The following is an 11,974-nucleotide window of genomic DNA, read 5'->3' as shown; positions in this document are numbered from 1 at the left end:
TCCTCGGTCAGGTGGGGCGGGCGTCGGGCTGGTTCTGGCTGGTCGGGCTGGTTCTGGCTGGCCGGGCGGGTAGGGCTGGTTCGGCGGGACGGTCGCTAGTTCGGTGGCCAGTAGTACTCGGCCGAGGCGCTCTGCCCGTTGGCGCCGCGGCAGTTCGCGGTGATGCGGCCGTTGGGGAAGCCGTAGTACGCCGTGAGCTGCGTGCGGCCGTTGCCTGCCGCCCGGTAGGTGTTGTTGGTCGCCGAGAGCGTGCAGGTGACCTGCGCGTCCTCGAAGTTCGTGGTGGTGAGCGCGACGCGCCCGCACGACGCGTGGATGCAGGCCGTGCCGTCGGACGTCTGGCGGCGGCACGGGTTGGCCGTGCCGTCGAGGCACCGGTCGCCGCGGCTGATGCTGAGCGTCGGGTTCGGGCGCGGCGGCGTGCGGGTCTCGGCGGAGGCGCTCACGGGTCCGCGGCTCGGCGAGCCGTCGCGCAGGGTGACCGTGATGCGGTGCGTGGCGTCGTACCCCGCGTCGATCGTGCGGGTGGTGCCCTGCCAGCCGTCCACGCCGGACGCGGTGAACTGCTGCGTCTCGTCGCGCCCGGGCGCGGTGAGCCGGACCTCGACCTCGGCGGGGTCGCCGTTGGTGTCGACGCGCAGGTTCCAGCGCACCTGGTTGCCCTCGCGCACCGGGTCGATCGCCACGATGTGCTCGCGGCGCAGCGGGCCGTAGGTCTGCACGGACTGCTGGTTCGACGTCGTGCACGCGCCGGCCTCGTTGCACAGCTCGAGGGACGCGCTCGTCGCGCCGTCGTTCGACAGGCCCGTGATGGTGGTGTCGAGCCGGCCGCGGACGTCCCCCTCGAACCGCGTGACCCCGCCGGCGACGACGCGCACCCGCGAGGTGGCGCCCCGCGAGCCGGGAACGTCGGCCTGGACGCGGGCCGAGCCGTCGGCGCCCGTCGGCGTGATGCTCCAGGCGCCCCACTCGGCGGGGCGGCCCACGGCGGTCCAGGACGCGGCGGCCCCCGTGGTCGAGACGGCGTCGTCGACCCCGCCGTTGTTGGTCGCGACCACGTCGTAGGAGTAGGTGCGGCCGTCGTAGGTGAGGCCGCTGTCGTCGCAGGTCGTGGCCGTTTGGTTCGTGCACTGCGCCAGCGGGCTCCCGTTGCGGCGCACCGTGTAGAGCAGCGGGCTCGGCCCGTTGGGGGCGACCGGGTCCCACCGCAGCGTCACGGCGCCCGCGTCGCCGGGGGTGCGCTGGTCGGTGACCGTGGGCGCGCCGGGTGCGCCCGGGGCGCCGATCGACTGGAAGGCCGCGCTGCGCACGGCCGGGCCCTCGCGGTAGGCGTTCTCCGCCGAGACCGTGAACTGGTAGGCCCGGGAGTTGTCGAGCCCGGTGACGACGACGCCGGGCGTCGTCGTCTGCGTCTGGCCGCCGGGCCACTGCACGTAGTAGCGCTCGATGGCCGAGGTCTGCGTGGTCGGCTCGCTCCACTGCAGCGTCACCGTGCCGTCGCCGCGCGCCACCATGCGCACCTCGCCGACCGCGCCGGGCGGGGCGTCCGGCGTCGCGGTGGCCGAGGTGGGGCTCCACTCCGACCAGCCGACGGCGTTCTGGGCGCGGACGCGGAAGGAGTAGGGCTCGCCGTTGGTGAGGCCCGTGATGTCGCACCGGGTGGCGGGGCAGGTCTGCGTGCCGCCGGCGTGGGCGACCTCGTAGGTCTGCACCGGCGCGCCGTTCGGCTCGGGCGCCGTCCACTGCAGCCCCACCTCCTGGCTGCGCACGCCGGGCACCGGCACGGGAGCGCTCGGTGTGTCGGGGCGGTCGAGGACCTCCACGGAGATGGTGCCGGTGGCCTGCCGCTCCGGACCACCGTCGGGCACGTCGCTCATGGTGACGGTGAACTCGGCCCGGCCGTCGACGCGGTCGGCCGTCGTGATGCGCACCGACGTGTCGCCCTGGGTCTCGGCGCCGACGCCGTCGGGTCCGGCCGCGCGCTCCACCCCCAGGATCGTGGGCCGCGCGTCCTCGACGCCCGCGCTGAGGTAGGGCGCCAGGTCCACGACGCGCTCCTCGCCGGCCCGCAGGTCGGTGACCGAGACGGGAGCCAGGGTGGGCGGCGGCGCCTCCACCACGCGCAGGGTGAGCACGCCCGGCTCGCTCGAGCCGGACGTCAGCGCGAGGCGGGCCTCGTCGCCGGGGCGGGCGTTCGCGGCCGCGGCGACGGTGATGACGGGGCCGCTGGGCTCGATGACGGCGAGGCCGTCGACGGAGGTCTCCCAGTCGGCGTCGAAGGACAGGCCCTCGTCCGGGTCCGCGGTCCACACGTGGCAGCGGGCGGCGACGTCGAGGTCGACCTCCTCGCCCTGCACCACCTCGACGGGGGCCGCGGGGCAGCTGAGGATCGGGATGCTCTCGCCGACCTGCACGGGGATCGACACCACGGCGCGGACGCCCTCGGGGTCGTCGACCCCGGTGCCCGTCGTGACCTCGGCGACCACCGCGGCCGGACCGGTGTACCCCTCGACCGCGCTCACCTCGAACGTGCCGGTGTCCGTCACCCGGGCGCTCACCTGGGCGGCCGGGGAGGCCCAGACGCGGTCCGACAGCGTGAACGACACGTCCCCGCCGGCCGGGTCGGCCACCAGGTCGGCCAGCTCGGCGGTGGTGGTGCCGCCCGGGTCGACCTCGACCAGCGCGTCGTCGAGCACGTACGGCGCGCCCTCCGTGGCCGCGGGGACGAAGAGCGACGCCAGCGCGGCGGCGCCCGTGCCGTCCTCGACGCGGAACCCGACCACGACGGGGTGCTCGGCCCGCACGACCTCGACCACGCGCCCGTCCGTCGAGGCCTCGATGCCGGAGGGCGCGAAGACGTCGGTGACGCTCAGCTCGGCGTCGTCGCCGTCGGGGTCGAAGGCGTCGGCCAGCACGTCCACCTCGACGCTCGGGCCGCTGTCGGCCTCGCCGTACGCGTCCGGGACGACGGGCGGGTTGTCGTACGGCGTGAGCGCCCGCACCCGCACCGTGGCGCGGGAGGAGGCGAGCCCGTTCGACACCTCGTAGACCACCTCGACGACGTCGCCGGCGCGCTCGGGCGCGGGCACGCGCAGCGGTCCCGCCTCGGCACCGAGCTCGGCGCCCGGGGGCGGGTCGACGAGCGTCACGTCGACCCGGTCGCCCGGGGCGAGGAGGTCGTTGGCCAGCACGTCCACGCGCAGGTCGCGGCCCGGCTCGACCGTGACGACGTCGTCGACGGCGAGCGGGGGCTGCGTCTCCCCCGGCGACACCACGGCCACCCGGACGCTGCCGGTGGCCTCCTCGCCGTACGGGTCGGTCACGGTGTAGGTGAACTCGTCGGTGCCGGCGCTGCGGGGGTAGGCCTGGTACTCGATCGTGTCCGCGCCGAACCCGAGCACGCGCCCCAGTCCGGGGGCGGCGCCGATGCCGGTCACCGTGACGGGGTCGCCGTCGGGGTCCACGCCGCCCGCGGGCACGCGCAGCAGGAGCCGCTCGCCGGCCACCGTGCGGCCCTCGAGGACGGGCGGGGCGGGCGGGCGGTTGGCGGCCTCGACGGGCAGGACGGTCACCTCGAGCCGGCCCGGCGCCCGCTCGCCGGCCGCGTTGGTCGCGACGTACGTGACCTGGGTGCTGAGCGTGTCGGCCAGCCCGGCCGGGGCGGCGTAGCGCACCTGGGCGCCGGAGACGAAGGCGCGGCCCGGGTCCTCGGCCGTGCCGTCCGCGGAGACGACCGCCAGCTCGCCGCGCGGGAGGCCCTCGGCCTCGGGGGCCAGGGCGAGCGCGTCGCCGGCGGGACTGAAGTCGTTCTCGAGCACGGGCACCGTGGCCACGGCGCCGGAGCGCACCACCAGCCGGTCGGTCTGCGTCACGGGGGCCGTGTCGTCGGGGGCGGGGCGCTGGGAGACGACGACCTCGCCCGTCACCGACGCGGCGCCGTTGCTCACCGTGTACTCCACGACCTGGGGGTTCGGGCTGAGCGTCGCCCCGCGAGCGCCGATGCGCAGCCAGCGGCCCTCCACCACGGCGACGTCGAGCTGGTCCGCGGTGCGGGCCCGTGCCGCCTGCACGACGAGCAGGCCGCCGCGCGGGTCGACGTCGTTGGCGAGCACGTCGACGGTCGACGAGGCCTGCCCGTGCAGGGTCACCTGGTCGGGCACGGCGACCGGCGGGGCCGGCGGGTCCTGCGGCGCCTCCACGTCGACCCTCACCTGGCCGCGGGCCGGCTCCGCGTTGCCGTACGCCGCGTCGTAGTCGAGGAAGTAGGTGCGCGCGCGATCGGCCCGGAAGGAGAGCACGCCGCCGACGAGGTCCGTCTCGACCCGCGCGTCGCCGCTCGCCGTCACCGGCCCGGCCAGGGCGAGCTCGGCGTCCGGCGTGCCGGGGTCGGAGCCGGGGAGGTCGTTGCCGAGGGGACGGATCGTGATGACCTCGCCCACCTCGCCGGCGACCACGTCGGGCTCCGCCGTCGCGGGCAGCGCCTCGCGCTCGGACCGGTCCTGCACCCGGAACGTCAGCTCGTCGGTGACGGCGCCGCCGAGGCCGTCGGCGACGGTGTAGGAGACGGTCTGCAGCCCCGTGCTCTGGCCCGCCTCGAAGCGCACCCGGCCCGACCCGGTGGGCCGCGCGAGCGCCGTGCCCGTGGGGTCGGCGTCGACGACGGTCTCGGTGAGCGTGAGCGGGTCGGAGTCGAGGCTGTCGCGCCAGTCGGGCAGCACGGGCACGTCGAGCACGCCGCCGGCCGGCACCACCCATTCCCGCGGGGTGTAGCCGGCGCGCGGGTGGGGCTGGTTGTTCTCCCCCGCCCGGCGGGTCTGCACGGTCACCGTGGCGTGCGCGGCCGGGACGTCGGCGCGGCCGTCGTCGATGTGGTACTCGAACGTCGTGGTGGGGCCGGCGTCCTCGGGCAGGCGCACCTGGACGGTCTGGCCGTCCGGGCTGATCGTCAGGTCGACGGCGTTGCCGGCCGGCGCGTCGACCGAGCGGATGGCGAGCAGCCGCCCGTCGGGAGCGGTGTCGTTGTCGAGCGGGTGGAGCACCGCGGTCTGGCCGGGGCGGGCGCCGAAGACGTCGGGGTTGGCCACCGGCGGGCGCCGGTCGCCCTCGGCCTCGTTCTCGTCCTCCTCCGCGTCGTCGGTGTCGGTCACGCGCTGGCGGAAGGCGTCCCAGTTGTCGAGCCGGGCGGGCTGGTCGGAGTCCACGTCCCACACCGCGCCGCTGCTGCGGTCGTTGAGGACGATGTGGCCGCGGTTCGTGCGGAACACGAGGTCGCTGGCAGCCGTCGCGAGGGGCACGACGTCGCCGCCCGCTCCCCCGTCGCACCGCGTGGCGACCGAGGCGTCGGGGCCGGACCACGCGCCGTACCGGCACGCGCCGAGCCGCACGGGCTCCGTCGGCGCCCCGGAGGCGCCCTCGACGAGCAGCGTGGTCGAGCCCTCGGGGCCCAGCGGCACCTCGCGCAGGTCGCCGCCGGTGGCGAGGAGCACCCCGGTGGCGTCGGGGCCGGGCTGCTGCAGCACGGCGTCGCCGGAGAGGTCGTCGAGCCCGACCTCGAGCGTGCGGTCGTCGGTCGGGACGAGCAGGCGCCCGCCCGCCGGGTCGAGGACCACGGGGCGCTCGCCGACGACCGTGAGCGACGCGTCGTCGCCCACGTCCTCGCCGAGCTCGACCGTGCTCGCCTCGCCCCCGGACCGGACGGGCACCTCGGTCAGCGTGTCGCCGGACGGCGCCAGCACCCACGCGGTGCCGGTCGTGGACACGGCGAGGCGGGTGCCGCCCTCGACCACGTGGTGGGGGTCCAGCTGGCGGTCGAGGCCGGCGACCGGCGCGTGGGCCCCGCCGTCGACCCGCTGCGCCCACAGCCCACCGGTCGCGGGGTCGAGGACGGCCGCGGTGCCGCCCGCCAGGCGCACCTGGGCGCCGGGCGAGAACGCAGCCTGCTCGCCGTCGGGGTGCTGCACCGAGGCCGGGTCGATCGGGGAGAGCACGCCCGCGCTGGTGTCGACGCCGATGACGGCCGCGCCGTCCTGCACCACGTCGAGCTGGGCGCCGACCTGGCCGAACAGGGCGCCGTCGAGCTGGCCGATGGGCTTGTTGATGCGGCCGTAGGCCGAGTCGGCGTCGTTGGTCACCCACACGCCGCCGTCGTCGAGGTCGGCCTCGTGGGTGGTGAACCCGTCGGCGGTGGCGGCGTAGACCACGAAGGCGACGAGCGCGACGACCAGCGCCAGGGTGCTCGCCAGCGTCGCGCGACGGCGTCCGCCCCGCGCGACCGTTCCCGCCCTCCTGGTGCCCACGTCCCCCACGCCCCGACTCGTGCCGCGTACCGGCGGTGCAGCCTAGATCACCCCGGTGACCACTGCGAAGGGTGCACGTCACCCTCCCGGCCCCGGCCGCGGGCGGCGCGTCATGATGTCCCGGGCAGCCGAGCACGTGGGGGGTGGACCGGTGACGGACGAGGTCGCGTACGACGCGGGCGACCGCGTGCTCCTCGGCGACGGCTCGCGCTGGCTGCTGGTGGACCTGCCGTTCCCGCCGTCCGCCGACGACGCGGACCTCGTGCGGGCCCTGTGGGACCACGCCGGGGCGGGCGACGCCGTCGAGCGCTGGCTGCGCCTGCTGGAGCGGCCCGGCCGGCCGCTGCCCGACCACGTCGCCCTCGACACCGGCGGCGCGACCCCGCGCACGGCCACCCACGGCGCGGGGCGCGCCGAGCGGCGCGACGGCCGGTGGGAGCTGCGGCTCGGCCCCGCCCCCGCCCCCGACAGCGACGGGGACGGGGACGTCCCGTCCGGCGGCTTCCTCCGCGCGGGCGTCACCGGCGCCCGCCGGGCGTGGGTACGGCGCACCTCACCCGCCGCTCCCCCGCCCCCGACCGGGTCGACCGGCGACCTCATCGCGGCCATCCCCGCCGAGATCCTCGCCGCCACCGGACCCGCCGTGCCCCCGGGCGCCGGCTTCCGCGCGGTGGACACCTCGGAGCCCGCCGTCGACCCCGGGATGCGCGGCGCGACCGCGCTGCGCCGGTCCCCCCGCACGCCGGCGGCCCCGGCGGCCCCGGTGACCCCGGTGGGCCCGGTGGCCCCGGAGCCCGGCGACCCCGGTGACCACGACCCCGGTGACCACGACCCCGGTGACCACGACGGCGCGACGGTGCACCGCGGCGCCCACTTCCACCACACCACCGCCGAGACGGTGCTGGGCGTGCGCTGCGTCGCGGGCCACGCGACGCCGCCGACGTCGACGACCTGCCGCTGGTGCGGGGCCCCCGTGCCCGACACGGAGCCGCAGCGCCTGCCCCGGCCCGCGCTCGGCGTCCTGCGCCTGCCCACCGGGGAGCTCGTGCCGCTCGACCGCGGGGTGCTCCTCGGTCGTCGGCCGGTCGCCCCGCCGGGTGGGGACTGGCCGCACCTGGTCCACCTGCCGGGCGACTCGACGTACCTGTCCCGCACCCACCTGCAGGTGCAGCTGGACGGGTGGCACGTGCTGGTACGCGACCTGTCGTCGCGGGGCGGCACCACCCGCTACGTCCCGGGCCGGCCCGGGGAGCGGCTGCGTCCGGGCGAGGACTACCTCCTCGAGCCCGGGCACGTGCTCGACCTGGCGGACGTCTACGAGGTGCACTACGAGGTGCCGGCCGGGTTCCCCGGCGGGCCGCAGGGAGAGGCGCGATGAGCGGACCCACCATCCCCGGCTACACGTTCGTGCAGCACCTGGGCAGCGGCGGCTTCGCGCACGTCTTCCTCTACGAGCAGGAGTGGCCGCGCCAGCGGGTCGCGATCAAGGTGGTGCGGCCCGACGTGCCGCTCACCGAGCGGGAGAAGCGGCTCTTCACCGCGGAGGCCGACGCCATGGCGCGGCTGGCCGACCACCCGTACATCGTCTCGGTGATCACCGCCGGCATCACGAGCCCGGCGGACGGCTCGCGGCCCTACCTCGTCATGCGCTACTGCCCGCCGCCCGACCTGGGCCTGCGGGTGCGGACCCGGCCGTTGTCGGTGCCCGACGCGGTCGCGACCGGCATCAAGCTGGCGAGCGCCGTCGAGACGGCCCACCGGGCGGGCATCCTGCACCGCGACATCAAGCCGTCGAACGTGCTCGTCACGACGTACTCCGAGCCTGCGCTCTCTGACTTCGGCATCGCGGGACGGGTCGCCGACGTGCACACCGACGCCGAGGTGCGCATCTCCTACCCGTGGACCGCGCCCGAGCTGCTCGAGGGCACCTCGAACGGGTCGGTGGCCTCCGACGTCTACTCCCTCGGGGCAACGATCTGGAACCTGCTCGTGGGCCGCTCGCCGTTCTCGATCCCCCAGGGCGACAACTCCACGCCGGCGCTCAGCGCCCGCATCCTGCACTCGCCGCCCCCGTCCACCGGTCGCACCGACGTGCCGGCCGCGCTCGACCGGCTCCTGCAGCAGGCGATGGCCAAGCACCCGGCGCACCGGCCCGCCTCGGCGCTCGAGCTGGCGCGCTCGTTGCAGCAGGTGGAGAGCGCCGCCGGCTACGCGCGCACGGCGATCGCCGTCGAGACCCGGCCCGACGAGGACGGGGCCTCGGGTGGCCCCGGTGGCCCGGGCGGGGCGGGCGGGCACGACGTGCTCGACCCCGACGTCACCTCGGTCAAGCCGCTGACGGTGGTGTCGGCCTCGGGGCCGCGGTCGCTGTCGACCGACCGCGCCCGCACGGGCGGTACGACGGGGGGCACGCCGGCGGTCGGCGCCGGGGACGACGGGGACGACGAGTCGATGGGCCGCGGCGTGGTCGTCGCGTCCGTGCTCGGCGTCGCGGCGCTGCTGCTCGCCGCCGGCGGCCTCGTGTGGTGGCAGTCCGGCGGCGGGGAGGACGAGCCGGTCGCCACGCCCACCTCGACGGCCGCCGCGACGACCCCGGGCGACCTGGCCCCCGACGCCCCCGTCGACCCGCCCGAGCTGGTCGCCGCCCCCGAGACGGGCGGCGTCCGCTTCACCTGGACCGCGCCCGGGGTGCGCCCGAGCGACACGTGGGAGTACCGGGTGCCGGCGACCGGCGAGGGCGCCCGCACCTCCGACACGTCCGTGGTGGTGCCGGTGGCGGCGGAGGGACGCACCTGCCTCCAGGTGCGCCAGATCCGCGGGGGCTACACGTCGCCGTGGGCCGACCGCTGCGCCGACTGAGCGCAGCGGCCGGCCCCGGGTGGAGCAGCCCCGGAGGGGTCAGCGCCCGTAGGCGGCGACCCGGATGCGGTACAGGCCGTGCTCCTGGGCCTGGGCGTGCGCCCGCTCCCACGAGACGGACGGGATGCGCACCGTGCGCGCGTCCCGGTCGGCCAGGAAGCGCGCGTCGGCCTGGGCCAGCACGAGGGCGCGCTCGTCGAGGTAGTCGTCGTAGGCGACCAGGTTGGCCTCCGCGACCCGCTCGGCCGAGGTCAGGGCGTAGCCGTCGGCGCAGGCCTGCGCCTCCGCCATCGAGGCGCGGGTGCAGCTGCGCGTGGCGACGGCGCCCGACGACGCCGTGCGGGCCCACATCCGCTCGCGCACCGCGGCGCGGTTCGCGGTCACGTAGACGTTGCCGATCCCCGTCGCGGTCCACTGGCGACCGCGCGCCCAGGCCGTGACGCGCTTGGTGATGGAGGTGCGCAGCACGGTCGCCGAGGCCGTGGCCCGCGCGTCACCCGCGACGGGGCGCGAGAGCGTCGCGTCGCGCGTGGCCGTCGCGGTGAAGAGCTCCGGCTCCGGCTCCGGCTCCGGCTCCGGGTCCGGCTCCGTGTCGGGACGCCCGATGGAGAAGACGTCGATGACCTTCGGCGCGACGTCGGGCGTGCGCACGTCGAAGGAGTAGGTCGTGATCTCGCCCGAGCCGGTGTTGAACTTCGTGAAGACGGCGAGGTTGTTGTCCTGCACGAACGGCAGCGGCGTGCCCGCCTCGTTCGTGTACGGCGCGACGTTCGGCACGATCGGCTCGAGGCCGCCGGGGTTGTCCTGCGCCCAGTAGTTCTCCGCGTTCCACGGTGCGGGCGGGACGGGACGGCTGCGCCCGCTCAGCGGGTGGTAGGCGCCGTACGAGTTGCCCGTGTTGGACGTCTCCAGGAAGTTCGTCGTGCCGTTGTCCGCCACGAAGCGGTTCCACAGGTGGCTGTGGCCGTTGTGCACCAGGTCCACGCCGGCGTCCTCGAGGAGCGGCTGGAGGTCGTAGAGCAGCTCGTTCTCGGTCGCCGGGTACTCGTAGCGCACGCCGACGAGGTTGCCGGCGTCGTCGCGCTCCTCGATGCGCTCGGGGTCCGCGAACTGCGGCATCACGTTGTCACCGAGGCCCTGCGGGCCCTCGTGGAGCATCACGACGCGGTAGCGGGCGTCGGTGAACTCCTCGCTCGCCAGCTCGTCCTGCAGCCAGTCGTACTGCTCGCTCGAGGCGTCGATGGCCTCGAAGATGTGCTCGCCGTAGCCCTGGGCCAGCGGCGCGTCGAGCGTGCTCTGCGCCTCCTGGTAGCGGCTGGACGCCGTGCGGGCCGCCGGGTCCGGGGTCGCGGTCGTGCCCCGCCAGATGCGCGTGGAGTAGAGCGAGACCAGGCGGACGTCGCCGACCGTGGTCGCGTAGTAGGTCTCCCCGCCCGGGGAGGTGTCGGGCAGCGAGAAGATCTCCTCGTAGGTGGTCGTCGAGAACGAGTTGTCGACGATCCACTGCTCGCGCACGGCCGGGTCGCCCGACGGGTTCACGTCGGCGGCGACCGCCTCGTACGCCGTCTCCGCGACGGAGCGCGGCACGGGGGCGTTGAAGGAGGCGCCGAGCGCGGTGGCGCCGGCGCGGCGGCCCTGGACCTCGTGGTTGCCGACCGCCGGGTAGAGCGGCGCGTTCTGCACGATCTCGCCGCCGGCGTACTCCACGCCGCCCGTCGAGGTGCGCCCGCCGTTGCCCTGCAGCACCGGGAAGAAGCCCGAGCCGCGGGTGTCGTCGAACCACTCCGAGGCGCGGTCGGGGATGTTGACGAGGTCGCCCGCGAGGAAGACGGCGTCGATGTCGCCGATGGTGGCGGCGGCCTGGTGCAGGTTGGCCGGGGTGTTCACCATCGCCTGGTGGTCGCTGGTGAGCAGGATGTCCAGGTCGTCGCCCGCCTGGGCGGCCGGCTGGAGGGTGAACGTGCCGGAACCGGCGGTCGCCGAGCCGTCGAGGCTCACGACGCGGTAGGGCACCTCGGTGCCCGGCTGGAGGCCGGTGACGGCGCCCTCGTGGCGCCACACGTCGCGGTCGACGATGCCCTCGGACTGGGCCGGCTTCACCGGGATGTTGGACTGGTAGTCCTCGGCGACCTGCGACAGCTTCGACGTCTCGGCGGCCACGAGGGTGACGCCCGGGAACGTCGTGCCGGAGGCGGCGGCGGCGAGGTCGGCCGCACCGAGCCCCGCGACGCCCTCACCGACGAGGACGGCGTGGCGCGAGCCGGCGAACTCGGTGAACCAGACGACCGAGACGCCGTCGGCGGTCGGCGCCTGCAGGAACGGGTCGGTCAGCAGGGCACGGTCGCCGACGGGGTCGGAGGAGGCGGCGGCCGCTGCGGCGGACGGGGCCGCGGTGGCGGTCGCGGTCGTCGGCGCGATCACGGCCAACGCTCCGGTCGCCGCCAGGCAGCAGGCCGCGGCGGCGAGACCTCGCCGCGCTCGTGAATGGGTCATCAGGTACCTCTCGGTGTCGTCGGTCAGGCACGGGCGACGCACGCCGGAGCGGCTCGCAGCGGCACTGCTGCGTTGGTGGGGAGGTTCGGGGCCTCGCCCGGGCCGACGTCGACGCGCGGTCGTGACGCTGTCGGCGCCCGGCGACGACCAGGTGAACTCCCGGTCACCGGGCAGGGCCCGGAGGAGGAAGCGTCGCGCCGGTGAGGGGTGGCTGACCTGCACGCGAGGAAGCGGACGGTGCCCCCGGCGGGACTCGAACCCGCACCACGCCGTTTTTAAGACGGCTTCCTCTGCCGGTTGGGACACGGGGGCCCGACCGGGCCGGC

Annotated in this window: 4 protein-coding genes and 1 tRNA gene; 2 read left to right on the top strand and 3 right to left on the bottom strand. The window is 76.2% G+C overall.

All coding sequences use genetic code 11. The features are described from left to right. Positions 1 to 95: 95 nt before the first annotated feature. Positions 96 to 6,305 (bottom strand): Ig-like domain-containing protein, encoded by a 6,210-nt coding sequence (locus ACOACO_RS09530; protein ID WP_420295986.1) that lies wholly within the window; start codon positions 6,303 to 6,305, stop codon positions 96 to 98. A 142-nt stretch (positions 6,306 to 6,447) separates the two neighbouring features. Between ACOACO_RS09530 and ACOACO_RS09525 the strand changes: the two genes are divergently transcribed. Both ACOACO_RS09525 and ACOACO_RS09520 read left to right on the top strand, forming a co-directional pair. After that, the gene (locus ACOACO_RS09525; protein ID WP_420295985.1) at positions 6,448 to 7,674 is read left to right on the top strand and encodes an FHA domain-containing protein; all 1,227 of its coding nucleotides are present in this window, start codon (positions 6,448 to 6,450) and stop codon (positions 7,672 to 7,674) included. After that, entirely contained in the window at positions 7,671 to 9,155 is a 1,485-nt protein-coding gene (locus ACOACO_RS09520; RefSeq protein WP_420295984.1) for a serine/threonine-protein kinase, read from the top strand. Before ACOACO_RS09525 ends, ACOACO_RS09520 begins: the two co-directional genes overlap by 4 nt. A 39-nt stretch (positions 9,156 to 9,194) precedes the next feature. Here the strand turns inward: ACOACO_RS09520 and ACOACO_RS09515 are convergent, their stop codons facing one another. Together ACOACO_RS09515 and ACOACO_RS09510 are read right to left on the bottom strand one after the other, a co-directional pair. Then, complete coding sequence (locus ACOACO_RS09515; protein WP_420295983.1) at positions 9,195 to 11,576, bottom strand: hypothetical protein; 2,382 nt, start codon at positions 11,574 to 11,576, stop codon at positions 9,195 to 9,197. Positions 11,577 to 11,886: 310 nt separating this feature from the next. Then, a tRNA-Leu gene (locus tag ACOACO_RS09510) sits at positions 11,887 to 11,960 on the bottom strand. Between the last annotated feature and the right edge of the window lie 14 nt (positions 11,961 to 11,974).

It is taken from the genome of Nocardioides sp. CPCC 205120 (genome assembly GCF_048654585.1).
GTDB lineage: Bacteria > Actinomycetota > Actinomycetes > Propionibacteriales > Nocardioidaceae > Nocardioides.
Note: the sequence above shows the minus strand (reverse complement) of the source record. Positions and strands in the feature narration are given on the sequence as shown.